23 protein-coding genes are annotated in these 25,842 nt (G+C 69.0%); 14 read left to right on the top strand and 9 right to left on the bottom strand.

What is annotated here, in order from left to right; translation table 11 throughout:
- Nucleotides 1-13: 13 nt before the first annotated feature.
- The 6 genes from ACIHAX_RS00420 (at nucleotide 14) to ACIHAX_RS00395 (ending at nucleotide 7,901) form a co-directional block, all read left to right on the top strand.
- The gene (locus ACIHAX_RS00420) at nucleotides 14-3,916 is read left to right on the top strand and encodes an ATP-binding protein (protein ID WP_397275039.1); all 3,903 of its coding nucleotides are present in this window, start codon (nucleotides 14-16) and stop codon (nucleotides 3,914-3,916) included.
- The gene (locus tag ACIHAX_RS00415; RefSeq protein ID WP_011207200.1) at nucleotides 3,913-4,326 is read left to right on the top strand and encodes a roadblock/LC7 domain-containing protein; all 414 of its coding nucleotides are present in this window, start codon (nucleotides 3,913-3,915) and stop codon (nucleotides 4,324-4,326) included. The genes ACIHAX_RS00420 and ACIHAX_RS00415 overlap by 4 nt, the downstream gene beginning before the upstream one ends.
- A gap of 7 nt (nucleotides 4,327-4,333) precedes the next feature.
- Nucleotides 4,334-4,708, top strand: a complete 375-nt coding sequence (locus ACIHAX_RS00410) for a DUF742 domain-containing protein (RefSeq protein ID WP_039795171.1) — start codon at nucleotides 4,334-4,336, stop codon at nucleotides 4,706-4,708.
- The gene (locus ACIHAX_RS00405) at nucleotides 4,689-5,291 is read left to right on the top strand and encodes an ATP/GTP-binding protein (RefSeq protein ID WP_355074914.1); all 603 of its coding nucleotides are present in this window, start codon (nucleotides 4,689-4,691) and stop codon (nucleotides 5,289-5,291) included. Before ACIHAX_RS00410 ends, ACIHAX_RS00405 begins: the two co-directional genes overlap by 20 nt.
- A 51-nt stretch (nucleotides 5,292-5,342) precedes the next feature.
- Nucleotides 5,343-6,929 carry a carboxyl transferase domain-containing protein gene (locus ACIHAX_RS00400; protein WP_397275037.1) on the top strand — a complete coding sequence of 529 codons (1,587 nt, stop codon included), beginning with the start codon at nucleotides 5,343-5,345 and terminating at the stop codon, nucleotides 6,927-6,929.
- Between the two features lie 114 nt (nucleotides 6,930-7,043).
- On the top strand, nucleotides 7,044-7,901 hold the full coding sequence (locus ACIHAX_RS00395) for an aldo/keto reductase (RefSeq protein ID WP_355074910.1): 858 nt from the start codon (nucleotides 7,044-7,046) through the stop codon (nucleotides 7,899-7,901).
- Nucleotides 7,902-7,923: 22 nt separating this feature from the next.
- Here the strand turns inward: ACIHAX_RS00395 and ACIHAX_RS00390 are convergent, their stop codons facing one another.
- Nucleotides 7,924-9,027, bottom strand: a complete 1,104-nt coding sequence (locus ACIHAX_RS00390) for an NAD(P)-binding domain-containing protein (RefSeq protein WP_364424960.1) — start codon at nucleotides 9,025-9,027, stop codon at nucleotides 7,924-7,926.
- Between the two features lie 89 nt (nucleotides 9,028-9,116).
- Here ACIHAX_RS00390 and ACIHAX_RS00385 point away from each other — a divergent pair, with 89 nt between their 5' ends.
- From ACIHAX_RS00385 to ACIHAX_RS00365, 5 genes are read left to right on the top strand one after another with little or no spacing between them, the layout of a single operon-like run.
- The gene (locus ACIHAX_RS00385; protein WP_355074906.1) at nucleotides 9,117-9,845 is read left to right on the top strand and encodes an enoyl-CoA hydratase; all 729 of its coding nucleotides are present in this window, start codon (nucleotides 9,117-9,119) and stop codon (nucleotides 9,843-9,845) included.
- Complete coding sequence (locus ACIHAX_RS00380; protein ID WP_397275323.1) at nucleotides 9,845-10,987, top strand: MBL fold metallo-hydrolase; 1,143 nt, start codon at nucleotides 9,845-9,847, stop codon at nucleotides 10,985-10,987. Before ACIHAX_RS00385 ends, ACIHAX_RS00380 begins: the two co-directional genes overlap by 1 nt.
- A gap of 38 nt (nucleotides 10,988-11,025) precedes the next feature.
- Nucleotides 11,026-11,232 (top strand): antitoxin, encoded by a 207-nt coding sequence (locus tag ACIHAX_RS00375; protein WP_355074902.1) that lies wholly within the window; start codon nucleotides 11,026-11,028, stop codon nucleotides 11,230-11,232.
- 47 nt (nucleotides 11,233-11,279) lie between these two features.
- Entirely contained in the window at nucleotides 11,280-13,580 is a 2,301-nt protein-coding gene (locus tag ACIHAX_RS00370) for an ATP-dependent DNA ligase (protein WP_397275034.1), read from the top strand.
- Nucleotides 13,581-13,623: 43 nt separating this feature from the next.
- On the top strand, nucleotides 13,624-13,800 hold the full coding sequence (locus ACIHAX_RS00365; protein WP_355074898.1) for an antitoxin: 177 nt from the start codon (nucleotides 13,624-13,626) through the stop codon (nucleotides 13,798-13,800).
- A gap of 42 nt (nucleotides 13,801-13,842) precedes the next feature.
- Here ACIHAX_RS00365 and ACIHAX_RS00360 read toward each other — a convergent pair whose 3' ends face one another.
- The gene (locus ACIHAX_RS00360) at nucleotides 13,843-14,487 is read right to left on the bottom strand and encodes an isochorismatase family cysteine hydrolase (protein ID WP_355074896.1); all 645 of its coding nucleotides are present in this window, start codon (nucleotides 14,485-14,487) and stop codon (nucleotides 13,843-13,845) included.
- 251 nt (nucleotides 14,488-14,738) lie between these two features.
- On the opposite strand from ACIHAX_RS00360, the gene ACIHAX_RS00355 reads away from it, so the two are divergent.
- Complete coding sequence (locus ACIHAX_RS00355) at nucleotides 14,739-16,007, top strand: lipase family protein (protein ID WP_397275032.1); 1,269 nt, start codon at nucleotides 14,739-14,741, stop codon at nucleotides 16,005-16,007.
- Nucleotides 16,008-16,170: 163 nt separating this feature from the next.
- On the opposite strand, the gene ACIHAX_RS00350 is transcribed toward ACIHAX_RS00355, so the two are convergent.
- The 4 genes from ACIHAX_RS00350 to ACIHAX_RS00335 all read right to left on the bottom strand — a co-directional run bounded on the left by ACIHAX_RS00350 (nucleotide 16,171) and on the right by ACIHAX_RS00335 (nucleotide 21,899).
- Nucleotides 16,171-16,824 carry an ammonium transporter gene (locus ACIHAX_RS00350; RefSeq protein WP_364424952.1) on the bottom strand — a complete coding sequence of 218 codons (654 nt, stop codon included), beginning with the start codon at nucleotides 16,822-16,824 and terminating at the stop codon, nucleotides 16,171-16,173.
- A gap of 666 nt (nucleotides 16,825-17,490) precedes the next feature.
- Nucleotides 17,491-18,228, bottom strand: a complete 738-nt coding sequence (locus tag ACIHAX_RS00345) for an energy-coupling factor transporter transmembrane protein EcfT (RefSeq protein WP_355074890.1) — start codon at nucleotides 18,226-18,228, stop codon at nucleotides 17,491-17,493.
- A complete protein-coding gene (locus ACIHAX_RS00340; protein WP_397275029.1) occupies nucleotides 18,228-20,354 on the bottom strand; it encodes an ATP-binding cassette domain-containing protein in 2,127 nt (708 codons plus the stop codon). Before ACIHAX_RS00340 ends, ACIHAX_RS00345 begins: the two co-directional genes overlap by 1 nt.
- 78 nt (nucleotides 20,355-20,432) lie before the next feature.
- Nucleotides 20,433-21,899 carry an NAD(P)/FAD-dependent oxidoreductase gene (locus tag ACIHAX_RS00335; protein ID WP_356963725.1) on the bottom strand — a complete coding sequence of 489 codons (1,467 nt, stop codon included), beginning with the start codon at nucleotides 21,897-21,899 and terminating at the stop codon, nucleotides 20,433-20,435.
- Between the two features lie 85 nt (nucleotides 21,900-21,984).
- Between ACIHAX_RS00335 and ACIHAX_RS00330 the strand changes: the two genes are divergently transcribed.
- Nucleotides 21,985-23,046 carry an AraC family transcriptional regulator gene (locus ACIHAX_RS00330; RefSeq protein ID WP_355074884.1) on the top strand — a complete coding sequence of 354 codons (1,062 nt, stop codon included), beginning with the start codon at nucleotides 21,985-21,987 and terminating at the stop codon, nucleotides 23,044-23,046.
- Here the strand turns inward: ACIHAX_RS00330 and ACIHAX_RS00325 are convergent.
- The 3 genes from ACIHAX_RS00325 to ACIHAX_RS00315 all read right to left on the bottom strand — a co-directional run bounded on the left by ACIHAX_RS00325 (nucleotide 23,043) and on the right by ACIHAX_RS00315 (nucleotide 25,181).
- Nucleotides 23,043-23,720 carry a phosphodiesterase gene (locus ACIHAX_RS00325; protein ID WP_355074882.1) on the bottom strand — a complete coding sequence of 226 codons (678 nt, stop codon included), beginning with the start codon at nucleotides 23,718-23,720 and terminating at the stop codon, nucleotides 23,043-23,045. The genes ACIHAX_RS00330 and ACIHAX_RS00325 overlap by 4 nt on opposite strands.
- Nucleotides 23,721-23,786: 66 nt before the next feature.
- Nucleotides 23,787-24,572 carry a metallophosphoesterase gene (locus ACIHAX_RS00320; RefSeq protein ID WP_355074880.1) on the bottom strand — a complete coding sequence of 262 codons (786 nt, stop codon included), beginning with the start codon at nucleotides 24,570-24,572 and terminating at the stop codon, nucleotides 23,787-23,789.
- Between the two features lie 171 nt (nucleotides 24,573-24,743).
- On the bottom strand, nucleotides 24,744-25,181 hold the full coding sequence (locus tag ACIHAX_RS00315) for a MarR family winged helix-turn-helix transcriptional regulator (RefSeq protein ID WP_397275026.1): 438 nt from the start codon (nucleotides 25,179-25,181) through the stop codon (nucleotides 24,744-24,746).
- A 51-nt stretch (nucleotides 25,182-25,232) separates the two neighbouring features.
- Between ACIHAX_RS00315 and ACIHAX_RS00310 the strand changes: the two genes are divergently transcribed.
- Nucleotides 25,233-25,835 (top strand): TIGR03086 family metal-binding protein, encoded by a 603-nt coding sequence (locus ACIHAX_RS00310; RefSeq protein ID WP_355074876.1) that lies wholly within the window; start codon nucleotides 25,233-25,235, stop codon nucleotides 25,833-25,835.
- Nucleotides 25,836-25,842 lie beyond the last annotated feature (7 nt).

Below are 25,842 nucleotides of genomic sequence, written 5' to 3'. Positions count from 1 at the left end.
AAGTGAGTGGGAGATGCGTGACGCCGCTAGCTCCGGCAGTAGCCGCTGGGCGCTGGGCAACTGGGACCTGCGCTGGAAGGTGACGGCGGTCCTCGCCGTGCCTCTCGCGGTCGCGGTCGGCCTCGGCGTATCCAGGATCTCGTCGGAGTTCGCGGACTCGAACCGGCTCGCCGACATCTCGGACAACGTCGCCGCCATCCCCTCGGTCACCGCGCTCAGCGCGCAGACCGCCACCACAGCGGGCTCGCAGATGATCTCGCTGGGGTCCAACCAGTCCGTGGTGACCGACCAGAACCTGGCGGACCTGGACAAGGCGATCGCCAACGCCGAGAAGGCGGTCGGCAAACTCGACGGCGTACCGGGCGCGCGCGCGGCCATCGACAGCATGCTCACCCAGGCCAAGGGGGTGCGCGCCCAGGGCAAGTCGGTCTCCACCGGACCGCCGTCGGACACCCTCGCGCTGATCGACCGCGTCCGCAGCGACAGCGTCCGGATCGTCGAGACGACGGTCGGCCAGGTCAGCGACACCGCGGTGGACGCGGCCAAACTGCGGCTGGTCGACTCGCTCAACACCCGTGCAACCCTGGTCAGTGAGCTCGCCGCCTTCCCCGAGGTGCTGCGCGCCCAGCAGTCCGGCGTCCAGAACTTCCTCATCGCCTCCAACACCGAGCGCGCGCTGCTCAACGTGCTCGCGCACCGCTTCGCCGACGGCGACACCTCGATCGCCGACCTGCGCGCGGGCATCGACACCAGGATCGCGCTGCTGACCAGCCCGCAGTCGCAGGCGGGCCAGCTTCCGGTCGGTGACCTGAAGAAGTCGCTGACCGACAGCCTCGCGGTGTACGAGCACGTCGTCGGCAAGGCGACCAAGGACATCGACTCCGCTATGGACTCGCTGGTGACCACCGCCCAGCGGGACGCGTGGACCTATACCGCGGTCGTCATCGCGACCATCCTCGCCGCGCTGCTGCTCGCGGTCTTCGTGGCCCGCTCGATGATCGTCCCGCTGCACCGGCTGCGGTTGGCCGCGCTGCGCGTGGCCGAGAGCGACCTGCCGCACGAGGTCGCCCAGCTCCGCACCGGCGCCTCGCCGGAAGAGGTGCCGCTGGAGCCGATGCCGGTGCGTAGCACCGAGGAGATCGGTCAGCTCGCCCGCGCGGTCGACGACATCCACGGCCAGGCGCTGCGCCTGGCGAGTGACCAGGCGAAGATGCGTTCGCAGGTCAACGACATGTTCGAGACCTTGGCGCGGCGGTCGAAGTCGCTCGTCGACCATCAGCTCACGCTCATCGAGGCGATGGAGTACGACGAGAAGGACCCGCGCCTGCTGGAGAACTTGTTCCGGCTGGACCATCTCGCCGCCCGTATGCGCCGTAACGGTGACAACCTGCTGATTCTCGCGGGCACCAGGCAGCGCCGCGCCAAGTCCGCCCCGGTCGAGATCGCCGACGTGCTGCGCGCCGCGATCTCCGAGGTGGAGGACTACGAGCGCGTGAAGCTCGGCGCCACGCCGCGCGGTTCGCTGAAGGAACCCGCCGCCTCCGACCTCGCGCATCTGTTCGCCGAGCTGCTCGATAACGCGCTGCGCGCCTCGCCGCCGGAGACCGACGTCAAGTTCACGTTCGCGCAGGCGCACGATCAGGGACTGCTCATCGAGGTGGCCGACCGCGGCATCGGTATGCCGCCCGCCGAGATGGCCGATATCAACCGCCGTCTGGAGCAGACCGCCGAGCCGGGGCCGGACACGGCCCGGCACATGGGTCTGTTCGTGGTCGGCAGGCTCGCCGAGCGGCACGGTCTCACCGTGCGGCTGCGGCCGACCTTCGACACCGCGCGCGATCCGGGCGTGACGGTGACCGTGCACGTGCCCGTCGGACTCATCGTCGCGGGCAAACCGAGCGCGGGGCAGCCCGTCACCCCGCAGCCTTCGCCGCAGGCCGCCGCTCCACAGCGTCCGTCGGCGCCGTCGTCCATGCAGATGCGGGCCGTCCAGCGGACTCCTGGGGGCAATGTCATGGTCACCGTCGATCCCGGGGTGAGCGGCCCGATTCCGGCCGTGAGCGCCAAGCCCACCGCTTCGTCCAGCGGACCGATCCCCACGGGACCGGGTGGACTGCCGCAGCGGCAGCCGGGTTCGGCGATGACGTCGTCCGGTATGCACTCGGAGAACCAGCAGTCGGCTACGAGTCTGCGGCCCACGCCGGGGCAGCCCGCGCCGAGTGGTCCGCAGCGTGGCAAGCTCGCCGCGGCCAGCCTGCCCAAGCGCAACCTCAGCCCCGGCGGTCCGCCGCCGCGCCAGCCCGGTGGGCCCGCCGAGTCGTCCGGTACGGGCCTGCCGTCGCGTGAGCCGAACTCGGGCGAGCTACCGGTGCGTCAGCCGGGCGCCAACGGCGTGCCGCAGCCGAGCACCGGTCTGCCGCAGCGCCAGCCGGGCACCAACGGCGTGCCGCCGCGAGACGCTTCGAAGGGCATGCCGCAGCGGGAATCCGGTTTGGGCGGTCTACCCCAGCGTGAGTCCGCCTCCGGCGGTCTGCCGCAGCGGGAATCGGCCGCGGGTGGTTTGTCGCAGCGCGACTCCGGTTTGGGTGGCTTGCCGCAGCGTGAGTCCGCATCTGGCGGCCTGCCGCAGCGTGAGTCGGCGGCGGGTGGTCTGCCGACGCGTGAGCCGGGTGTGACGCGTCTGCCGTCGCGTGAACCGGGCGCCACCGGCCTACCGCAGCGGCAGCCGGGTTCGAACGGTGTGCCGCAGCGTGAGTCGGCGGCGGGAGGTCTGCCGACGCGTGAGCCGGGTGTCACGGGTCTGCCGTCGCGTGAGCCGGGTGTCACGGGTCTGCCGTCGCGTGAACCGGGCGCCACCGGCCTGCCGTCGCGTGAACCGTCCATCGGCCTGCCGTCGCGTGAGCCAGGTGCTACCGGCCTGCCGTCGCGTGAACCGTCCATCGGCCTGCCGCAGCGTGAGCCAGGTGCTACCGGCCTGCCGCAGCGTGAATCGGGCGCGACGGGTCTGCCGTCGCGTGAGCCGGGCGCTACCGGCCTGCCGCAGCGTGAATCGGGTGCTACCGGCCTGCCATCGCGGCAGCCCACGCCCAGCCTGCCGCAGCGCGATGCGGCGCCCACCGGTCTGCCGCAGCGTGAACCCGGCAACGGTCTGCCGCAGCGGGATGCCGGTGCTCACCGTCTGCCGCAGCGTGAGTCCGCCAACGGCTTGACGCAGCGGGAGCCGGGCTCCGGCGCGCTGCCTGCCGTCGGCAACGGTCTGCCGCAACGAGATGCGACGGCGAGCGGTCTGCCGCAGCGTCCGCCAGCGCCGTCGAGCCTTCCGCAGCGCGAGAGCGGGCTGACCGGTCTGCCACAGCGGCAGCCGGGCGCTCAGGCGCCGCAGCGCCAGCCCGTACCGCCGGGTATCGCGCTCCCGCAGCGCGATCGCGGTGGCCAGCACGCCGCGAGCCCAGAGCAGCCTGCCGCCTCGCCGGGGCGCGATCCCGGCAAGCACAGCTTCCGGTCCAACCCGGCCAAGACGGCGTCGTTCTTCCAGACCAGGTTGCAGCCCGCGGACGAGTCGGGAGCGTCGATGGGCGGAACGCCGATCTTCGCCGAGATGATGTCGGCGTGGCTGTCGGATCCCAACACGGATAGGTCCCAGGTGGCTGCCTCCTTCGAATCGCCGGGTGACGAGGGTTGGCAAGCGGCTCGCCGGGCAAGCGAGGCGCAGCCGGAGACGAAAACGGCGGCGGGGTTGCCGCAACGCAATCCGGGCGGAAGGCTTGTCCCCGGCGGCGTCAGCGGTGCGGCGGATCGGGCGCCGCGCCGCGACCCAGAAACGATCAGGTCCAGCTTGAGTCGTCACCAGCAGGGCGTCCGGGATGGCCGCGCAATGAGAGCAATGAACCTAACCGGAGATAAAGGAGACCGATGAACCCCGATCTAGGTGGTACGAATCGTCAGCTGGATTGGCTGGTTTCGAACTTTGCCAACGAGGTTCCTGGCGTAGCCCATGCTGTCCTGGTCTCGGCTGACGGCCTACTCATGGCCGCGAGTGCCCAACTGCCCGTCGACCGCGCCGAACAGCTCTCGGCCGTCACGGCCGGTCTGGCCAGCCTGTCAGTCGGCGTCTCGAACCTGTTCGAGGGCGGCACCGTGCTGCAGTCCGTCGTCGAGATGGAGCACGGTTACCTGCTACTCATGGCTGTCGGCGACGGTTCCTATCTCGCTGTGCTGACCAACACTTCGTGTGACATCGGTCAGGTCGGCTACGAGATGGCTCTGTTGGTCGAGCGGGTTGGCCAGACTGTTCAGGCCACACCACGCGTCACGATGGGTTCCTGATGGTGGGATGGACATAGAAGATCACCGCGTGGGAAGCGTCGAGCCCAGCCTCGTACGGCCGTACTCGCTGACCGCAGGCCGCACCAGGCCCGCGGTCGAGTTGGCGTTGGAGGCTCTCGTCGCATCGCATCCGGTCGCCCTGGAGCGGCAGTTCGAACTGACCAACATCGAGACGTCAATCGTGGAGTTGTGCAGAGAATCGCCGTCCGTTGCCGAGGTAGCAGCCCGATTGGGTATCCCTATCGGGGTGGCCCGTGTGCTCGTGGCCGATTTGATCGAGGCCGGGCACGTGCGCGTTTCGGCGACTTTGAAAGACGATTCCAGCGACGATGAGCGTCGCGAGCTGATCGAAAGGGTTCTCAGTGGACTCCGGCGTATTTGATTCGACGGCGCAGGTCGACACTCGTACCAGTAAGCCAACATCGGCGAAGATCGTGGTCGCGGGTGGCTTCGGCGTCGGGAAGACCACGTTGGTCGGTGCTGTCTCGGAGATCGTTCCGCTGCGCACCGAGGCATTGGTGACCAATGCCAGCGCCGGGATCGACAATCTGACCGGCATCCCGATGAAATCGACCACCACCGTGGCGATGGACTTCGGCCGGATCAGTCTCGCCGACGATCTCGTGTTGTACCTGTTCGGCACGCCCGGCCAGTACCGATTCTGGTTCATGTGGGACGACCTGATCCGGGGCGCCATCGGCGCCGTCGTACTGGTCGACACCCGCAGGCTGGAGGACAGCTTCGCGGCCGTCGACTACTTCGAAGCGCGCGGCCTACCGTTCCTGGTGGCGCTCAACGAATTCGACGACGCGCCGCGTTACCCGATCGAGGACATCCGGCAGGCGCTCGCCGTGCCTGCCGATGTGCCGATCATGTCCATCGACGCCCGTCGCCGGGAGCCGGCCAAGCAGGCCCTGGTCGCGCTCACGGAGTACGCGCTGCGCAAGGTGATGCAGGGCTACTGAGTGCTCGCGCGGCTCGCCGGAGCATTGGGTAGGGCCGGATAGGCTCGCCCGGTGCGTACTTCGGCGCGAGAGTTACTCGAGCAACTGCTCGACAAGAACTCGTTCGTCAGCTGGGACCGGCCGCCGGTGACGGTGGCCGTTTCTCCGCGGTACCGCGATGCCTTGCGGAAGGCGGCCGTCGCGGCGGGCACCGACGAATCGGTGCTCACCGGCGAAGGGCTGCTGCGTGGTCGGCGCGTGGCCGTGATCGCGTGCGAGTTCGGATTTCTGGCCGGCTCGATCGGTGTCGCGGCGGCGGAGCGGATCGTCTCGGCGGTCGAGCGCGCCACCGAACTCGGGCTGCCGTTGGTCGCTTCGCCGACCTCCGGCGGGACCAGGATGCAGGAGGGCACCGTCGCCTTCGTGCAGATGGTGAAGATCGCCGGTGCGGTGGCGGCGCACAAGTCGGCGGGGTACCCCTACGTCGTCTACCTTCGCAACCCGACGATGGGCGGCGTTTTCGCGTCGTGGGGTTCGTTGGGGCACATCACTTTCGCCGAATCCGGGGCGCTCATCGGGTTTCTCGGCCCTCGGGTCTATCAGGCCCTGTACGGCAGACCTTTCCCGGAAGGCGTGCAGACCGCGGAGAACCTGTATCGGCGCGGCGTAATCGACGGCGTTCTGACGATTCCGGTCTTCCGCCGTATCGCCCATCGCGCGTTGAGTGTGTTCAGCGGCATCGAATTGCCGGATTCGGCTGCTGGACGGAGTTCCGAGCAGATCGCGGCATCGGAGCCGCACCGGCCGGTATCTGCTCCGCATTCGAACGACGTTGCGACAGAGTCGATTCAGTCCGATGCCGAATGTGATCGCGCCGCGGACGATCGGGTGTGGCGGTCGGTCCTCATCTCCCGCCGCCCGGAGCGTCCCGGCATTCGGGATCTCCTTCGTCATGTGACGCAACGAGTTCCGCTCAGCGGCACCGGTCAGGGCGAGTCCGATCGCACCGCCGTGCTCGCTCTCGGCCGTTTCCGTGGGCAGCCGTGTGTGGTGTTCGGGCACGATCGGCGAGGACAGCAGGGTGAGAACACCATGGGTCCGGCGGCGCTGCGCGAGGCGCGGCGCAGTATGGCGCTTGCTCAGGAGTTGCGGCTGCCTTTGGTTCTGGTCATCGACACCGTAGGCGCGGCGCTGTCGAAGGAGGCCGAGGAACGCGGGCTGGCGCCCGAGATCGCTCGCTGCATAGCCGATCTGGTGACGTTGGATACCCCGACCGTGTCGGTGCTGCTCGGCCAGGGCACCGGCGGCGGCGCGCTGGCGCTGCTGCCCGCCGACCGGGTGCTCGCCGCCACACATGCGTGGCTGGCCCCGCTGCCGCCGGAGGGGGCGAGCGCCATCGTCTTCCGTGACACCGATCATGCTGCGGAATTGGCTGCGGCGCAACGGATCAGCGCCCCTGACCTGCTGGCCGACGGCGTGGTCGACCGGATCGTGCCGGAATTGCCCGACGCGGCGGACGAGCCGGTGGACTTCGCCCGCCGGATGGTCGCCGCGATCGCGCACGAACTGGCGGCCTTGCGCGCCCGTCCGGAATCGGAGTTGCCGACGGCTCGGCAGACGCGGTACCGGCGGCTTGGGTTGCCCGGCTCGACGAGCTGACCGCGGTGAACGCGGAAAGTCCGCGGTCCGCAAGCTCCCGTTCCCAGCAAATTACAAGCCAACACACCCGAGTGCGTGATTGACGGTTCGCCGCCACACTTCTACCGTCGGAATGTGACCTTCAAAAGCGAGACCAGCACCGTTCCCTCGATCGTGCTGAACGACGGGAACGTGATCCCGCAGCTCGGCTTCGGCGTGTTCCAAGTGCCCTCCGAGGACGTCTTCTCGGCCGTCACCACTGCGCTCGAGGTCGGCTATCGCAGTATCGATACGGCCGCGATCTACGGAAACGAAGAGGGCACCGGCCGTGCGATCAGGGAATCCGGCCTGCCCAGGGATGAGATCTACGTCACGACCAAGCTGTGGAATGCCGAGCAGGGCTACGACTCCACGCTGCGCGCTTTCGACGCGAGCCTGCAGCGGCTCGGCTTGGACTACCTCGACCTGTACCTCATCCACTGGCCGGTGGCCGAGGCCGACCGCTTCGTGGACACCTTCCGTGCCTTCCAGGCCCTGAAGTCGCATGGCCGGGTGCGGTCGATCGGCGTCTCGAACTTCACGGTCGCGAACATTCAACGGCTCATCGCCGAGACCGGTGAGATCCCGGTGGTGAACCAGGTCGAGCTGCACCCGAGGCTGGCACAACGCGAGCTGCGCGAGTACCACGCGGGCAACGCGATCGCCACCGAGGCGTGGAGCCCGCTCGGGCAGGGCACCTTGCTCGACGAGAGGACCATCTCGGCGGTGGCCGCCGAGGTCGGCCGCACCCCGGCGCAGGTGATCATCCGCTGGCACCTGCAATTGGGCAACATCGTCATTCCCAAGTCGGTCACACCGTCGCGGATCGCCGAGAACTTCGACGTATTCGGTTTCGAGCTGACGCCGGAGCAGATGGACGCGATCAACGGCCTGGATGCCGGTGCGCGCATCGGTCCGGACCCGGACCGGTTCACCTACGGCCTGATCGACTGACCGCGGGAAGCGCCGGGGCCGGTCAGCGCAGTCCGAGGTATTCGGTGAGTTCGAGGGCCGCCGCGCGCCCCGCTCGATTGGCCCCGATCGTGCTGGCCGACGGTCCGTACCCGATCAGGTGGATGCGCGGATCGGCGGCCACACGGGTGGCCAGCCGTCCCGACATGGTGATGCCGCCGCCGGGACCGCGCAGCCGCAGCGGCGCGAGGTGGTCCAGCGCGCTGCGGAAGCCGGTGGCCCAGAGGATCACATCCGCTCGCTGAAAGGTTCCGTCGGCCCACCGCACCCCGTCGGGCTCGATGCGTTCGAACATCGGCAGGCGGGTGAGCGCGCCGCGGGCCCGCGCCGCCCGTAGCCGGTCATCGAGCGGTAGCCCGGTGACCGAGACCACCGATCCCGGCGGCAGCCCACGCCGCACCCGGTCTTCGACCATTGCTACCGCGGCGCGGCCGGCCGCTTCGGTGAAGGTGTTCTCGCGGAAGCGCGGCGGTGTCCTCGTGACCCAGGTCGTCGTGGTGACACGGGAGATCTCGTCGAGCAGCTGGACCGCCGAGATGCCGCCGCCCACCACCACGACGTGCTCGCCCGCGAACTCCTCGGCAGTGCGGTAGTCGTGGGTGTGCAGCTGGCGTCCGGCGAAGGTCTGCGCCCCGGGGTAGTGCGGAACGAACGGACGCTCCCAGGTGCCGGTGCAGTTGATCAGGCCGCGTACCCGGATCGTGCCCGCCGTATCGGTCTCCGCGTTGAGCACCGCACCCCGCTCGGCGGGGGCGCCTTCCTCGGTCCGGTCGCAGACCACGGTGACCGATACCTGCCGGTGCACGCGCAGGTCGAATCGTTTCTCGTACAGCTCGTAGTAGTGCGGCACGGCGGTCGCGGCGGGCACGGACGACGAACCGGGCGGCAAGGTCTCGGCGAACGACATACCGGGCAGATCGTGCACACGGTTGACCGTGTCCAGGGTGAGGGAGGGCCAGCGGAACTGCCAAGCGCCGCCCGGGCCGGGCGACCGATCGACGAGCAGAAAGTGCCGCTCGGGACGCAGTCCGAGGCGCTGGAGGTGGTATCCGGCCGAGAGCCCCGCCTGACCAGCGCCGATCACCAGGATGTCGAAGTCGGTCGGCACAGCCGGTGATCGTATCGCCCGGCGTGGAACGGGTAGTCCGCTGTGGCAGAGTGAAGAGAACAGACGGACCGTTCAGTCGGGGAGGTCGCATGCTCGGGGTCAGCCGCGATGGTGACGTGGTCACCATCGAACTTCAGCGGGAGGAGCGCCGCAACGCGCTCAATCACGAACTCGTGACACTGCTGCGCGAGGCAGTGCTCGCCGCGGTCGCCGACCAGGCCCGGGCCATCGTATTGACCGGGCGGGGCCCGGTGTTCAGCGCGGGCGCCGACTTGTCCGGGGTGTATTCGGACGATTTCCTGTCCGGATTGCTGGAAATGTTGCACGCGATCGAATCGGCCCCGGTCCCGGTGATTTCGGCGATCAACGGCGCCGCGATCGGCGCCGGTGTGCAGTTGGCGCTCGCTTCCGACCTGCGGGTGATCGCGCCGGAGGCGTACATCGCGGTCCCCGCGGCGAAACTGGGCATCACCGTCGATCGGTGGACCGTGCGCAGGCTCGCCGCTTTGATCGGCGGCGGTCCGGCGCGGACGGTGTTGCTGGGGGCCGAGCAGATATCGGCCGACGACGCCTACGCGTTCGGGTTCGCCAACCGGATCGGCACCGTGGCCGACGCACAGGCTTGGGCCAAGCACATCGCGGCGCTGGCCCCGCTGTCCCTGCGGCACATGAAGCTGGTGCTCAATGACGACGGAACGCGCGATCCGGAAACCGCGCAGCAGCGCGCGGCACTGGAGGCCGCGTGGACGAGCGAGGATGCCAAGGAGGGTCGTTTGGCCAGGCAGGAAAAGCGCCCCGCGAAGTTTGTGGGGCGATGATGGACATCAGACGGATCGCGGGCGCCGCGGCAGGCGCGCTCGGCCTCACCTGGGTGGTGCGGGCGGTGCGGGACATCCCATCGGCGATGGGCGCTTCGATCTCGGCGATCCAGCCGTACGCGGTGGGTGCGACCACCTATCGCGATCGACAGTTCCACAACACCGAGCCCAGTAGCCAAGTGGTCGCCGGTTCGGCTCCCTCGCTGCTGGTCTCGGCGCTGACCCAGCGCAACGTGGGCCGGCCGCGGGGCAGCATCCCATTGCGGACGCCGCAGCAACCGGACACGGCGGCCGCTCTCGCCGTCACCTGGTACGGCCACGCCACGACGTTGATCGAGGTCGACGGGTACCGGATCCTCACCGATCCGGTGTGGAGCGAGCGCGTTTCGCCGTCGCCGCTGGTCGGCCCGGCGCGCATGCATCCCGTGCCGCAGCCGCTGGCCGACCTGCCGCCGATCGACGCGGTACTCATCTCCCACGACCACTACGACCACCTGGACAAGGAGACCGTCCGGGAGTTGGTGGCCCGCCAGAGCGCACCGTTTCTGGTGCCGATCGGTATCGGCGCGCACTTGCGACACTGGGGTGTCCCGGAGGATCGCATCGTCGAATTGGACTGGGGCGGTTCGGTGACGCTCGCCGAGCTCGGCCGGGACCGCGACGGCGTGGATCTGGCGATCACCTGCACGGAGGCACGGCATTTCTCCGGGCGCGGACTGCTGCGCAACACGACGTTGTGGGCCTCGTGGTCGATCGCAGGTCCGACCCGGCGGGCCTACTTCGGCGGCGACACCGGCTTCACCAAGGCGTTCGCCGAGGCGGGTGCGGCGCTCGGCCCGTTCGATCTGACGCTGCTGCCGATCGGCGCCTACGACGAGCGCTGGCCGGACGTGCACATGAATCCCGAGGAGGCGGTCCGGGCACACGCCGACCTGTGCGGCGGGAATCCCGGCCACGGATTGCTGGTGCCCATTCACTGGGCCACCTTCAATCTCGCCTTCCACGGCTGGTCCGAGCCGGTCGCGCGCATGGTGGCCGCGGCGCGGGCGGCGGGCACCGACGTCGCGGTGCCGATGCCGGGACAGCGTGTGGACCCGTCGAGCGCCCCACCCGCGGATACGTGGTGGGAGAATATCGGCTGAACGACTCCGGACAATCGGCGACAGGAAGGATCACGGCGATGAGTTTCGCGGATACGGTCAAGGGCCTGGTCGACAAGGGGAAGGACGCGGCGGCCAAGAACGCAGGCAAGATCAATCAAGCGGTCGACAAGGCCGGTGACTTCATCGATCAGAAGACGCACGGCAAGTACTCGGACCAGATCGCCAAGGGCAAAGAGGCCGCCAAGAAGGTGGTTCCGCCGGATCAGTCCGGACCGCACGCCTGATCCCACGGCGGAGGCCGCACCGCGGCCTCCGCCGCTACACTTCGGATATGGCGGCCCGCCGCGAGTTCGGTGGTATCGAGGTTGACCTGAGCAACCTCGACAAGGTGCTGTACCCGGCCACCGGAACGACCAAAGGCGAAGTGATCGCCTATTATTCGGCGATCGCGCCCGCCATGCTGCCGCATATCGCCGGGCGGGCGGTCACCCGGAAACGCTGGCCCAACGGGGTGGACGAACCCTCCTTCTTCGAGAAGAATCTCCCGTCGCACGCGCCCTCCTGGATCGAGCGGCGCACCCTGCGCCATTCCGATCGCAAGGTCGTCTATCCGCTGATCGATTCCGAAGCGGGGCTGGCCTGGCTGGCGCAACAGGCCGCGCTGGAAGTCCATGTGCCGCAGTGGCGTTTCGACGACGACAGCATGGGCCCGGCGACCAGGTTGGTGTTCGACCTGGACCCGGGCAAGGGCGTCGGGCTCGCCGAATGCGCCGAGGTGGCGCTCGCGGTGCGCGAGATGGTCGAGGGCATCGGGCTGCACGCGTTCCCGGTGACCAGCGGCAGCAAGGGAATTCACCTGTACGTGCCGTTGGATCGCGCGCTCAGTTCGGGCGGCGCGTCCACGGTGGCGAAACAGGTGGCCACGAATCTGCAACGGCTGCAACCGGACCTGGTCACGGCGACGATGGCGAAGGCGGCGCGCGGCGGCAAGGTCTTCCTGGACTGGAGCCAGAACAACCCCGCCAAGACCACCATCGCGCCCTATTCGATGCGGGGACGGACCGAGCCGAACGTCGCGGCGCCGCGCACGTGGAAGGAGATCGAGAACCGGAAGAAGCTGCGGCACTTGCGGTTCGACGAGGTACTGGCCAGGTACCGGTCCGACGGCGATCTGCTCGCCGAGCTGGATCCGCGGATCGCGCCGGACGCCTCGTCCTCGCCCGACGCGTTGACCAAGTATCGGTCGATGCGCGATCCGTCCCGCACGCCCGAACCGGTACCCGCCGAGTCGCCCGCGCCGGGGACGAACAACCGCTACGTCGTGCAGGAACATCACGCGCGACGCCTGCACTGGGACGTGCGGCTGGAGCGCGACGGGGTCCTGGTGTCCTGGGCGGTGCCGAAAGGGCCGCCGATCTCCACCGACCAGAACCGTCTGGCCGTGCACACCGAGGACCATCCGATGGAGTATCTCGACTTCCACGGCGCCATCCCGAAAGGCGAGTACGGCGCCGGGGAGATGACGATCTGGGACTCCGGCACCTACGAGACCGAGAAGTGGCGCGACGACGAGGTCATCGTGCGATTCCACGGCAAGCGGCTCAACGGCCGGTACGCGCTGATCCAGACCAACGGCAACCAGTGGCTGATGCATCTGATGCGCGCGCGGAACGGCGCCGAACCGCGGGAGGAGCCGGACGAGCCGCCGGGCCGGATCATCCGTCCGTCGAACGGGCCCGCGACGCTTCCGCGCGGTCTCGCGCCGATGCTCGCGACGCACGGCGAGGTCGCCGAGCTCGGCGCCGACGAGTGGTGCTTCGAGACGAAGTGGGACGGCTTCCGGCTGATCGCCGAGATCGACAACGACGCGCTGACTTTGCGCAGCCGGGCGGGGAACGTGGTGACCGACCGCTACCCCGGTATCGCGGCGTTGCGGCGGGAACTGTCCGCACACCAGGTGGTGCTGGACGGCGAGGCCGTCGTCTTCGACGATCACGGCGTCGCGAATCTCGGTCTGCTGCAAGCCGACGCGGCGCGTGCGGTGTTCGTCGCGTTCGACGTGTTGTACCTGGACGGTACGTCGCTGTTGCGCAAACGATATGCCGATCGCCGCAGGGTCTTGGAGGCGCTCGCGGCGAACGCGCCGTCGCTGGTGGTGCCGCCGCGACTGGACGGCTCGGGCGCCGATGCCCTGCGCTACAGCCAGGAGCACGGGCTGGAGGGCGTGGTCGCGAAACGCAAGGACTCGGTGTACCTACCTGGCAAACGCGGGCACGCCTGGGTGAAGCAGCGCAATTGGCGTACCCAGCGGGTGCTGATCGGCGGGTGGCGGCGCAGCGCGGCGCGGGAGTTCAAGTCGCTGCTGATCGGCATTCCCCACGACGGTCTGCTGTACTACGTCGGCAGGGTCGGGACCGGGTTCAGCGAGCCGGACATGCGGGAGCTGGCCGCGCGGCTGCGCAAGCTGGAACGCAAGACCTCGCCGTTCGACAACGAACTCACCGCCGAAGAACGCAAGGAAGCGGTGTGGGTGACGCCGAAACTCGGTGGCACCGTGCGGTTCATGAACTGGACCGAGATGGGTCGTTTGTGGCATCCCGCATGGCTCGGGCCCGCGCCCGGCGCTGGGTAGGGTTGGGGCGCGGTTGTTCCCAGCTCGAAACGAGGAGTGCACGGTGGACTTCAAGAACCTGGCGGGTAAGGCGATGGACCTGGCCCAGAAGAACGCGGACAAGCTGGACGCGGTCATCGACAAGGCGGGCGACCTCGTCGACGAGAAGACGGGCAACAAGTACTCCGGCCAGGTGGACGCCGCCCAGGACGCGGCCAAGAAAGCCCTGCGGGAGCAGTGATCTTCGAACGGGACCCGGCACCGGCCGGGTCCCGTTCGCGGCTCAGCCCGCGCCCGTGAGCAGCGGGGTGATGGTCGCGATATCGGTGACGAGCGCGTGGCCCTGGAACTCGAAATCGTCGTAAGCCCGCGCCATGGCTTCCTTGTCCCGGCCGCCGACCGCGTCGCTGATCACCACGGGCACGAATCCGAGATCGGTGGAATGCGTGACCGTGGGCGCGATGCCGATCTCCAGCGCGACGCCCGCGATCGCGTAGGCGCCGATGCGCAGGTCGCGCAGCATCGAGGCCAGCGGAGTGCCTTCGAAGGCCGACATCGACGTCTTGTCGAACACCACCTCGTCGGCGCGCGGCCGCAGTTCGGGCACGAGCTCGAAGGCGGGGGTGTCGCGCTGCAGGATGAAGCGCACCTTGTCCACCGAATCCACCTGCTGCCAGCTCATGGCCATCCGCAGCGCGAAGGTTCCGCTGAGCCGCTCGGGCAGGAAGAAATGGCGTAGGAACACCACCGGGTAGCCGCCGGAACGCGCCGCGTCGACCACCCCCACCACCCGCTCGATGATCTCCGGGCCGTCCGGCAACTGGCTGAGCACACCGACCTGCATGTCGTAGACGATCACGGCCATCCGGTCCGGGGCGCACACATCGGCGAGTCCTTCGGGGATGTCCAGTCCGTTGCCATGCCGCATGCTCGGCTACTCCTCTTCGTTGCGCTCGCGCTGCGGGCGGGGTCGCGCCGGACAGCTATTCGCTTGCGCTGGGGGTGTTTTGGCCAACACTGTAACCAGCCGCACGGACAGCGGCGGCGGTGGGTGTGACCTGCGATAGACCGTTGCCGGGTCGGTCGGCCCGGCAGTACCGTGGAAAGCCTGGAGGTCAGGTGAGCCGCCGCTGACCGCGCCGGGACATCTGCCGCCTCGCCGGAACTGGGGAGGCTCTGATGAAGGACGCCGATGCAGTGCCTGTCATCGCGCAGGCGCGCGACCGATCTGTGTGCACGACGATCCCGCGGGTTCTGCTGGCCGCTTTGCTCGTGCTGGCCGCCTGTCTGGCCGCCGCACCTGCGGCACACGCCGAGCTACCACCGCCGGATCGCGACCCGTTCTACGCCGCCCCCGCGGATCTCGCGCGCTACCACGACGGCGCCGTGCTGGATTCCCGGCCGATCGCGTTGTTCGGGTTGCCCCTGCCGATTTCGGCATGGCAGGTGAAATACCGCAGCACCGACTCGAGCGAAGATCCCGTCGCCGACGTGGCGACCGTGCTGGTCCCGATGCTGCCGTGGTTCGGGCCCGGCTCCCGGCCGCTGCTGTCGTATCAGGTGGCCGAGGACAGTCTCGGCACGCGCTGCGCGCCGTCGTTCGCGCTGCGCGGCGGCTGGGATTCCGGCGCGGTGAACACGCTGATCGACACGCCGTTCATGGCGGAGGCGCTACGCCGCGGGTGGGCGGTGGTGGTCAGCGACTACGAGGGGCCGCGGTCCCGCTTCCTGGATGGCGTTAACTCCGGACGCGGCGTGCTGGACGGCATCCGGGCGGCCCGTGATCTCCCGCAAGCCGGGCTCGGGCCCGCGACGCCCATCGGCACCTGGGGCTACTCCGGCGGAGCGTTCGCCACGCTGTGGGCCGCGCAGCTGCAGCCGTGGTACGCGCCGGACGTCCGATTCGCGGGCATCACTTCCGGCGGGATCCCCGCGGATTGGCCCGCCATAGCCGCCGACGCGGACGGCACCATCCAGACCGGGCTCGCTTTGCTCATCCTGTTCGCGCTCGCCCGCAACGATCCTGCCGGGGGCGTGCTGGACTTGCTCAACGAGCAGGGGCTCGCGGCGCTGGTGGAGAACGGCGCGGCCTGCGGGTCCGATCTGGTGCCGATATACGCGGGCGCGCAGGTCGCCGACTTCGCCGCTGTGCCCGATGTGTTCTCGCACCCGGCATTTCGCGCCGCCACCGAAGTCGAGGAACTCGGTGGCAGCGCGCCGGAGGCGCCGATGTACCTGTACCACAGCCGCACCGACGACGTGATCCCCGTAGCGGGTTTCACCGACTTGGTCGGCCGGTACTGCGCCCTGGGCGCGACCGTCACCTCGGTGCACTCGATGCTGCCCACCCACAACCCGACGGCGATCGGTGAGGCGCCGGGCGCGATGAACTTCCTCGCCGACCGGTTTGCCGGTCTGCCGGCGGCTCCTGGATGCCATGAGCGGTAGGTGGACGACCGCCTCGAAGGTCGACCGCGGTACTCCCGGCGATGGAGCCGGATGTGTGATCGCGAGTCGCGGCATCGCGTCCGGGCGGCACCGACTGGTGCGCACAGACGAGAGCGCACCGGATCCCGGCCGATTCGGTGCGCGTCGTGCTCGCTGGCGTCGGTCAGTTCTGTGAACGCCCGGTGGTGTCCATCCACTTGGTGGTGCCGGGCTGGGCGGCCAGCGTGCTGATCAGATCGATGCCCGCGATGATCAAGGCCGGACCGCCGACGACGATCGTGCCGATGATGCCGCCGATGCCCGCACCGGCGACCACGGTGCCGATTCCGATGGGACCGCCGATGAGGCCGGTCAATCCGACGAGCGCGCCGATGACCGTGCCGATGAACCCGCCGACCGCGGTGGCGATGCCGAATTGTGACAGGAAGGCATCCATCGCGCGCTGGTTCTCGAACGGCGACGCGACCGGCGTTGCCGCCGGGTGAGCCTGCGCCGCGTCCTTGACGACGGTCAGTTCCAGTACGCGGCCCGCGTCCCGCACGAGGTGGGGCATGGGGTATTCGAGCCCGTCCTGGCGGAAGGCGAGCGGCAGCGTGACCGCGACATTGCCTGCGGCGTCTTTGATGTCCACGGCGTCGCCGCGCACGTCGAACGTGCCTGCGGTGAGTGTCGTGACGATCTTGTCGCCGACCAGCTGGGCTTGGTACCCGATATCCGGGACCGGTGCCGCAGCCGGTTCCGCGTGCGCGACGCCTGCCCCGACCGTGAGTGCGGCGACGAGTGGAGCGGCGGCGGCGGTGACTCTCCGGAGAATCATTCTCGGTATCCAATCTTCATCAGGTTACAAGCATTAGAGAACGCGACACACGCCGAAATTCCTTCCCCCGCCGACGTGTCCATCCGTGATGTGATCCAAAAGACAGTTACTTCCGAGTGATAACTGTACTGTGGCCCTTGGGGTTTGGGACACGATTTCAGAGGGTATTCTTTCGACTTTTGCCACCTGATGAGTTATAGCTATCAGCTATTCATTCGTGCGGGTCCGGGGTGCTCTGATCGCACCGGTCGGTTCCGCGCGGGTGGATGAAGGTGTAATGCGCCGAATCGGGGCATCGATTCCGAGCCTTTCACATCGCGTCGCCGATAGGTGTAAGCCGCAGTACCACAAGGGCTTTCGCTGGTGTCGCACTGGGGCGTGGCAGCACGTCCTGGTCGCGGGGGTGCGACTGCGAACCGGGTAACCCAGCCGGTGGTACTGATCGGTGCTCTGTGCGCCGTATCGGAGCCGGCTGCTATGCGTTCGAGACGTATGCGTTGTGCGCGAGGCGCATCCGGGGTCCCCTGCGGGGTCTTTTCGAGAGGTACCAGTCGGTCTGCAAATGGTCAGCGAATTGACCTGCCGGAATTCCACCGACGGCCATCAGGGGCCGCAACCGACCAGGATCCCGTTTGACCCCGCATTTACGCCCACCTTTCACCGCGCTCACAGCACCACGTGCAGCGCGATGGAACCGAGACAGACGCCGACTACCAGCACGAGCGCGACAGCGTCGCGCAGGCCGGGTGCACTGGGACGGGCGGTGAGCTGCCCGGTGCCGCCGCGTGCGGTGATCGCCTCACCCAATTCACCGGCGCGGCGGGTGGATACCGCCATGGCGGCGGTGAGGATGTCGATGAGCGGGTTGTCGGCCGCGCGGGCGATCATGCCGTCCTTCGGGCGCAGCCTGCGAGCGGCACGTAGCACCCGGATCTCCTCCATGAGCAGCGGCAGACCGCGGAAGGTGAGCGCGACGACGACAGCCCATTCGTCCACCGGAATCCGGAGCCGGCGCAACGGCGCGCCCAGCTTGGCCAGGGCGGGCGCGATGTCGCCCATCGGCGTGGTCCACGCGATGAGGAAGGAGGCCGCCACCAGGATCAGGCCGAAGGCCAGAACCTGGGCATAGCGCAGTACCGCCGTGCCGCCGACCGGCACGTTGATCAGGGCTCCCGCGCCGAGCAGCGCCCAGAACCACCACGGCAGCCGTGGCAGAGTGCCCAGCGGCAGCCGGGCGACCGCGCCCACGAAGACGAGGAACGCCGCCATCACACCGAGCACCGGCCAGGACGGCAGGAACATCAGCAGCAGGCTGATCAGGAACACCCCGATCATCTTGGTGCCCGCCCACAACCGGTGGACCGGACTGTCGACCGGGACCTGACGCAGCAGAACGGTGCTCATCATCGACCTCCGTGCTCGAGCCGCCACGCGGTCTCTCCGGGCGCGCGCACCGGGTTCCGTCCGGAATCGGCTCGCGTGGCGGAGTCACTCGGCACCGGCGCTGTCTGCCGCGCCGATTCCGCTCCCAGAATGCGTCCCGACTGCAATCGCACCGTCCGGTCGCACACCGCCGCCATGTCGGCCACGTCGTGCGATATGACGATCAGCGTCAAGCCGGAATCCCGTAACCGCGCGAGCAGTTCCACGATGTCGGCCCGGCCCTCCGGGTCGAGACCGGCCAGCGGCTCGTCGAGCACGACCACTTGGGGATGGCTGGCCACGATCGCCGCGAGCACCACTCGCTTGGCCTGGCCGCCGCTGAGTTCCTCGACCGAGCGCGCGGCCAGCGAACGGTCCAGCCCGACCGCGTCCAGCGCGCGGCCGACCGCGCCAGAGCCGGTCGCGCGACCGCCCCAGTCCGCGATCTCCGCGCCGACGGTCTGCTTCTGCAGTTGCAGCCGGGAGTGCTGGAACGCCAGTCCGACCCGGCCGATCTGCTTGCCGATCGGCTTTCCGCGCAGCTCGCACCGACCCGAACTCGGTTCGATCAGGCCCGCCATGATCCAGGCCAGGGTCGATTTGCCCGAGCCGTTCCCGCCGACGATCAGCAGGGCCTCGCCCTGGCACACGGACAGGTCGACGCCGTGCAGGGCGGGCGCCTCCCACGGCGTCGCGCGGTTGTAGGTGTGCCGGACGTCGCGCAGTTCGAGGACCGGCGCGCCCATCGGCCTGCGTCGCGTGTCCTGCGCCGGACGCGGCCACGCGGGCAGATGCGCCACGGTGCGTCCCCCGGCCAGGTGCACCACCCGGTCGGCGACCGCGGCGTCGGCCTCGTGGTGGGTCACCAGCACCACGGCCATCGAGTGTCGTTTCGGCAGCGAGGCAAGCAGCTCCACCAGTTCCCGCCGCCCGTCCGGATCGATCATCGAGGTCGCCTCGTCGGCGATCAGCAGCGCGGGCCGCCGGGCCAGCGCGGCGGCGACCGCCAACCGCTGTTGCTGTCCGCCCGAGAGCGTGGCGGTCTCCTTCGCCCCCATTCCGGCGAGCCCGACCTCGCCGAGCAGTGCGTCGACATCCACCGCGGCGGCGAGATCGGTGGGCAATCCCCACACGACGTCATCGGCGACGAGCACGCCCAAGGTCTGGCTCTCCGGTCGCTGCAACACCAGCGCCGTCCCGCCGAGTCTGCCGAGCCCGGCCGACCCGGGCCGCTGCGCCGACCCCGAGGTGGGCGGCAGCCCGGCCAGCAAGCGGGTCAGCGTGGACTTGCCCGAACCGTTGTGTCCGACCACGGCGACGAATTCACCGACCCGCACGGTCAGATCGATACCGCTCAGCGCATCGCGCGCCGCTCCGGGATAGCGGAAACCCGCGTCGCGCAGCGTGACCGGAAGCGGATCGACGGGCCGGTCGTCTTGCGGCGCGTCGAGCCGGTCCCGGCCGGGCAGCCAGGCCAGCCGGTCCAGCACCGAGCCGAGTACGTACCAGGAGAAGACGCCGGTGGCCGCCATGCCGAGCGCGACGCTGCCGCCGACCCACGCCCACCACCAGCGCAGCACCGAGTCGGTCAGGTCCGCGGCGAGCTGCCCGAGCGGGGCAAGCTGCTCTTGGCGCGCCGCGAGATCCTGGAAGCCGCGCGACGCGTTGCGGATGTTGTCGAACAGCAGTTCGCGGGTGGTCGACAGCAGGGCAAGCGATCCGACGGCGAACGCGGCCCAGGCCAGCCCGGCGAGCAAGGAGAGCCCGAACGCGGCGACGACACCGCCGCCACGCCGCTTCACGGCGCCGATGATCCCGCCCACGGTGGCCGAGGCGACCAGCGCCGTCGCGGACGCCATGCCCGCGGCGACGAAAGTGACCAGCGTCGCCGCGATCGTCGCGGTGACCAGGGCGCGCAGCCGGAAACGATGCGCGATCAGCCCGATCGGGACCGCGCCGACCAGCTGGAGCGCGGCGGCGAACGGGATGACCGATCCGATGGTCACCAGCCCGACGGCGGCTCCGCCCAGCACGGCGCCGGTGGCCAACTCGATCGGACGCAGCGGGCCGCGCACATCCGATCCGCCCGGACGGGCCAGTTCATTCACAGCACAAGTCTGCCAGCCCGGCGGGCGGCGGCGGGTCGAGGCGAATCCGGGCGGGCCCGCTCGCCGAGGCGCGCTCCGTCACGCGACGGGGGTGAGGGTGTAGGCGCTGGGGTCGAAGCGGCGGGTGCGGCGACGATAGCTCGTCTGCGATCCCGGCCAGTTGTTGGTGATGCGGCCCGCGGAGTTGCGGTACCAGCTCGAGCAGAAGTTCCACGGAGTGCGGGCCAGACGCTGCTGGAGCGCGGTGTTGTAATCCTCTTCCAGGTCGGCGCGGACTTCGGCGCAATGGCCGGGGTGGTCGGCGAGCCATTGCACGGCCTGGCGGATGTAGCGGGCCTGCGATTCGATCATGTAGATGATCGAGCCGACGCCGAGATTGGTGTTCGGCCCGTAGACGAGGAAAAGATTCGGAAAGTCCGGCACCGTCATGCCGTAATACGCGTGCGCGCCGTCGGCCCATGCGTCGGCCAGCCTGCGCCCGCCACGACCCCAGATCTCCATCGGCCAGAGGAACTCCGTGCCCTTGAAGCCGGTGCCGTAGATGATCACGTCGGCTTCGTGCGTCGTCCCGTCGGCGGTGCGTACGCCTTGCGGGGTGATCTCGGTGATGGCGGTGGTCTCCACCCGCACGTTGGGCTGGGTGAGCGCGGGGTAGTAGTCGTTGGAGAACAGCGCGCGCTTGCACCCGATGGGGTAGTCCGGGGTGAGTTTGGCTCGCAGCTGCGGGTCCTCGACCTGTTCGGCCAGGTGCCGGGAGGCGATGCGGGCCACGAACCGGGCGATGGCGGGAACCTCGACCAGCCCGAGCGAGATGAACTCCGCGATCGACCACCACCCGAACCGCTCCACCAGCAGCGCGCCCGGCACCCGCGCGAACAGGTTGTGCTGGACCGGCGAGTAGTCGGTGTCGAACTTCGGGACCACCCAGGCCGGTGTGCGCTGGAACAGTGTCAACCGGTCGACTTCGGGCTGGATCTCCGGGATGTACTGAACGGCGCTCGCCCCGGTGCCGACGCAGGCGACGCGTTTGCCGTGGAGGTCGACCTCGTGGTCCCACTCGGCCGAATGGAACGACGGGCCCGCGAAGGTGTCGATGCCGGGTATGGCGGGCAGGGACGGACGCGACAGCTGGCCCACCGCCGAGATCAGCACGTCGACGATCCAGCTCTTGCCGTCGGTGGTGCGCACGGTCCACCGGCCGGTGGCGTCGTCGAATTCGGCGTCGCTGACGCTGGTGCCGAAGCGGATCGCCGAGAGCACGTTGTGACGTTCGGCGACCGCGCGCAGGTAGGCGTGGATGGCGGTCCGTCCCGAGTACCGCTGCGGCCAGTCCGGCTTGGGTTCGAACGAAAACGAGTACAGCGGTGAGGGGACGTCACAGGCCGCGCCGGGGTAGGTGTTCTCCCGCCATACCCCGCCGATGTCGGCGGCCCGCTCCAGGATGGTGATGTCGTCGAAGCCGTTGCGGCGTAGCTCGATCGCCATGCCGATGCCGCCGAAGCCCGCGCCGATGATGAGTATGGATGGCCGATTGCGCGCTGTCATGTGAGACTCCTCACTACGACCGTAGATGACTCCACTGTAGGAGCCGCGGTGCCGTCGTATAGAGAATTTCGGCCATAATGTCCGCGTGGAGCGGATACAGGATCCGGATATCCGCGATTGGAACTTTCCGCGCGGCGTGGCCAGCGTGGCGCTGATGGTCGGATACGCGGCCGAACACGGCGTGTCCTCGGCGCGCATGCTGCACGGCACCGCGCTCGGTGAGCAGCAATTGCGCGATCCGGACGTCCAGATCGACGCGCACACCGAACTGACGGTCATCCGCAATCTCGTCCGCGAACTCGCCGACCGGCCCGCGCTGGGTGTGGAGGTCGGTCGCCGCTACCGGATCACCACCTTCGGCATCTTCGGCTTCGCCTGCGTCAGCAGCCCGACACTCGGGGAGGCGATCAGCTTCGCGCTGCGTTATCTGGACCTCAGCTTCACCTTCTGCATCCCGGTGGCCGAGTGGGGCGCCAGCGAGTTCGTCGCGGTGGTGCGCGACGAGGCGGTGCCGACGGACGTGCGGCAGTTCCTCGTCGAACGCGACGTCACCGCGATGCACCAGGTGATGAGCGATCTGCTCGGCACACGCCTGCCGCTGACCAGGGCGGAATTCCGTTTTCCCGATCCCGGCTACGCGGAGCGGATCGCCGAGGTGACTCTCGTGCCGCCGCGTTTCGGCATGCCGCACAACCTGTTCGCGATCGAACCGATGCTGCTGGAACAACCGTTGCCGCAGGCCAACGAGCAGACCTGGGCGATGTGCCTGGCGCAGTGCCGGGAACTGGTGCACCGCCGCAGGGCGCGCACCGGCATCGCGGCCGAGGTGCGCGAACGTCTTGTGCCGCGCGGCGGCGCGGACGGATTCGCCGCTCCGCCCGGCATCGACGCCGTGGCGAACGATCTCAACATGAGCACCCGCACGCTGCGGCGGCACCTGGACGCCGCGGGTACCAGCTATCGCGCGCTGCTGGACGAAGTGCGTCGTGCGCTGGCGGAGGAAATGCTCACCGCCACACCGCTATCGGTGAGCGACGTCGCCATCCGTCTCGGCTACGCCGAAGCGTCGACCTTCATCTTCGCCTTCAAACGCTGGACCGGTAACACCCCGGCGGCCTATCGCCGCGAACGTGCCGTCCGGCGTTAGCCCTCTTCGCCGCGGCCGCTCCTGCTGCCGATGTATGCCAACTCGCGAATCTTGCCGACAGCCTTGGGAAACAACTCCACCTCGGCCGGGTGATTGAGCATCGGATCGAAGTAATCCGTGCGGTACTCGGCGGAGTCGGCGGGACGCAGAGTGAGTTCCGCGACTCGCCAAGTCGGCCCGCCGAGGCGGCCCGCGGTGAGGGTGAAGCTGACCAGATCCTCGTCGAGGTGGGCTTGCATCGCCTCCAGCGACGCGGACGCGGGCTGCACGCTGTCCGGCTCGGCGAAGAACCAGGTGGGCGAGGAGTTGCTGATCCGATAGGGCATCAGGCAGCCGTACCGGGCGCTGGCCCAACCGCGCGCGGGGGTGATCACCAACCGGCCCAGCGGTCCCCGGCCGGTGGTGGCCAGCGCGAAATCCCAAGGCTGCTCGTCGCGATCGAGCACGCGGAACGCCAGGCCGAGCACATCGGGCAGGCCGTTCGGCAACCCGATGCCCTTGGACACCCGTGCGATGACCGCGCGATCGCCGCTGCCGAACAGCGGCTCGAATTCGGGCTCCGCGTGCAGACGGCCGGCCAGGTGCAAGCCCGAGGGGTGGAATACCCGCGCGTGCCGGATCCGGGCTCCGGCCGCGAACGCGTTCTTCACCACTGCGGCTGGTAGATCGACCATGGCGGATCCTCCCGGTAGGCGTCGTGTGCCTCCCGATTGCCCCGGCACGTGCCGGGTAAACCGCTGTCAGACCGGCTGCACGCCGATCCGGCCGCCCATCGGAACCGCCCGGAAATGGCTGGTGAGGCGGTGGTCGTCACCGATGACGTGCAGCGCCACCGCCGGGTCAGGCGCGTAGTCCATGACGTGGTCGGGCAGGTCGAGTTCCCACTCGCCGCTGAGCACCGATGCGGTGCTGGGGGCCACCAGCAGCGGGCGTCCCCCAAAGGTGGTCGTCGCGGCGGAGTGCGCGTGCCCGGTGAGTACGCCGACGATCCGGTCGTCACCGGCCACGAGGTCGGCGAACCGTTGCGGATCGGCCAGGGAGATCACGTCGACGATCGGGCTGAACAGGTGCGCGGGCGGGTGGTGCAAGGCGAGCAGGATCGGCTTGCCCGCGGGCGCCGCGTCGAGGACGCCGCCGAGCCAGTCATAGGTCTCGTCCGCGAGCTGCCCGCCCGGCTGCCCCGGAACGCTCGAATCCAGCAGCGCGACGGTGAGATCGCCGATGCGATGCGCGTGGTTGATCGGGGCATCGGAGGCGGGCTCGCCGAGCAGGCTGGTGCGGAAGCCCGCGCGGTCGTCGTGATTGCCCGGGATCGCGTACACCGGGATCTCGCCGTCGAAAGCGGCCTTGGCCTCCGCGAACTGCTCCGGTTTGCCGGAATCGGTCACGTCGCCGGTCACCAGGATGGCGTCCGGCTTGCGGCGCAGCCCCGCGACGAAGTCCATCACCCGCCGCACACGCTGGGCGTTACGGGTGCCGAGATCGAAATGGGTGTCGCTGACCTGAGCAACCAGGATCATCGGCATTCGCTTTCGCTAGGGGTTCGCTGCATTGCGTCAGATTGCGCGCGCGTCGCGTCCGCGGCACCTCATAAGGCTAGTTGACCTGCGCATTACGCGTCGTCATGACGCTCGCCACCGTACGAGCGGTGCCCGTCGCATTGTGTGCTGGATCACATTGCGCGGACTCGTGGGGGGTCAAGTGGCGGGGCGGTCGGACACCGTGTCGGAGAGGGTCCGCAAAGCGCGCAGGAACGCGCTGCGATCCGGCGCGGGCAGCCGCTCGAGCAGTCGGTCCTCCCCGGCCTGGATGTCGCGCTGGGCGCGGTCGCGAAGGGTGCGGCCCGCGTCGGTGAGCGACAGCAGGTTCACCCGGCGGTCCGTGGGGTCCGGTTCGCGTGTGATCAGGTCGCGGCGCTGGAGTTCGTCGAGGACGCCGATGATGCGGGTCTTGTCCGCGCCGATCGCCTTGGCCAGCGCCGCCTGGGTGTAGACAGGTTCGGCGTCGAGGCCGAGCAATACGGAGTAGCCCCACATGGACAGTTCGTGCCGCTCCAGGATGGGCAGTTCGAGGGCCATGAGCGCCCGCCCGAGCGGCACGATCATCGCGGCGAGATCGGGGCGGGCGTTGGACATGGATCGACGATACTGCTTGGCAAATCGTAAGCTTGCGCATATGATAAGCTCATGCTTACTGAATCTGCCGAAGGATTGCGCGACCGGCATGCCCGTTCTGTCCGACTGAGCGTGGACGTCGTCGACCGCGTCCGTCCCGATGCGCTGGACGCCGAGACACCCTGCGCGGGTTGGCGTCTTCGTGACCTGCTGGAACACATGATCACGCAGAACCACGGCTTCGCCGCCGCCGCGCGGGGCAGCGAGGATCTCGATGTCTGGACCGTGCGCGCGTCGGCCGATCCGGTCGCCGACTATCGCGCCTCCGCCGACGACGTCCTCGCCGCGTTCGCCGCCGAGGACGTGCTCGAGCGCTCGCTGCTGCTGCCGGAGATCTTGCCCGACCAGGGGATTCCCGCCGTTCGCGTGATCGGCTTCCACCTCGTTGACAGCGTCGTGCACGCCTGGGATGTCGCGCGCTCGATCGGCGAGACCATCACACCCGATCCCGACGTGGCCGAGGCGGCGCTGGCCATCGCCCTCGCCGTCCCCGATGGTCCGGAGCGCTCCGTCCCGGGCGCGGCTTTCGCACCGGCACTGTCCGTTCCGGAACACACGCCGACCCTCGACCGCATCCTTTTGCTCCTCGGCCGTGCGCCGAGCTGGCCGAACTGATCTGCTC

Origin of the sequence: Nocardia sp. NPDC051929 (assembly GCF_044548645.1) — a bacterium.
GTDB lineage: Bacteria > Actinomycetota > Actinomycetes > Mycobacteriales > Mycobacteriaceae > Nocardia > Nocardia sichangensis.
Note: the sequence above shows the minus strand (reverse complement) of the source record. Positions and strands in the feature narration are given on the sequence as shown.